Raw genomic sequence first — 254 nt, 5'->3', positions numbered from 1 at the left:
ATTTGTATTAGATTGTATATAAAAGTTGTGCAACCTTCTAAAAAACAGGAAATTGTAATTATTACACAAACAATTCAATACACAACATTAGAGCAAATTTCTATAAAATTTTAGAAGTATTAAAGAGTTTATGTCTTGAAAGTGAGAATTTTTTTTTCAGATACGAAGGCCCAGATTATCTGACTTGAAATTAGTTGCTTTAAATCAGACTTCAGGAAACACGAGTATTGATAGTGAATATCAACTTTTTAGAA

Origin of the sequence: Empedobacter sp. UBA7494 (assembly GCF_002478465.1) — a bacterium.
In the GTDB taxonomy this organism is placed as follows: domain Bacteria; phylum Bacteroidota; class Bacteroidia; order Flavobacteriales; family Weeksellaceae; genus Empedobacter; species Empedobacter falsenii_B.
The sequence above is the reverse complement of the archived record's forward strand: the minus strand, read 5'-3'. Positions refer to the sequence as shown.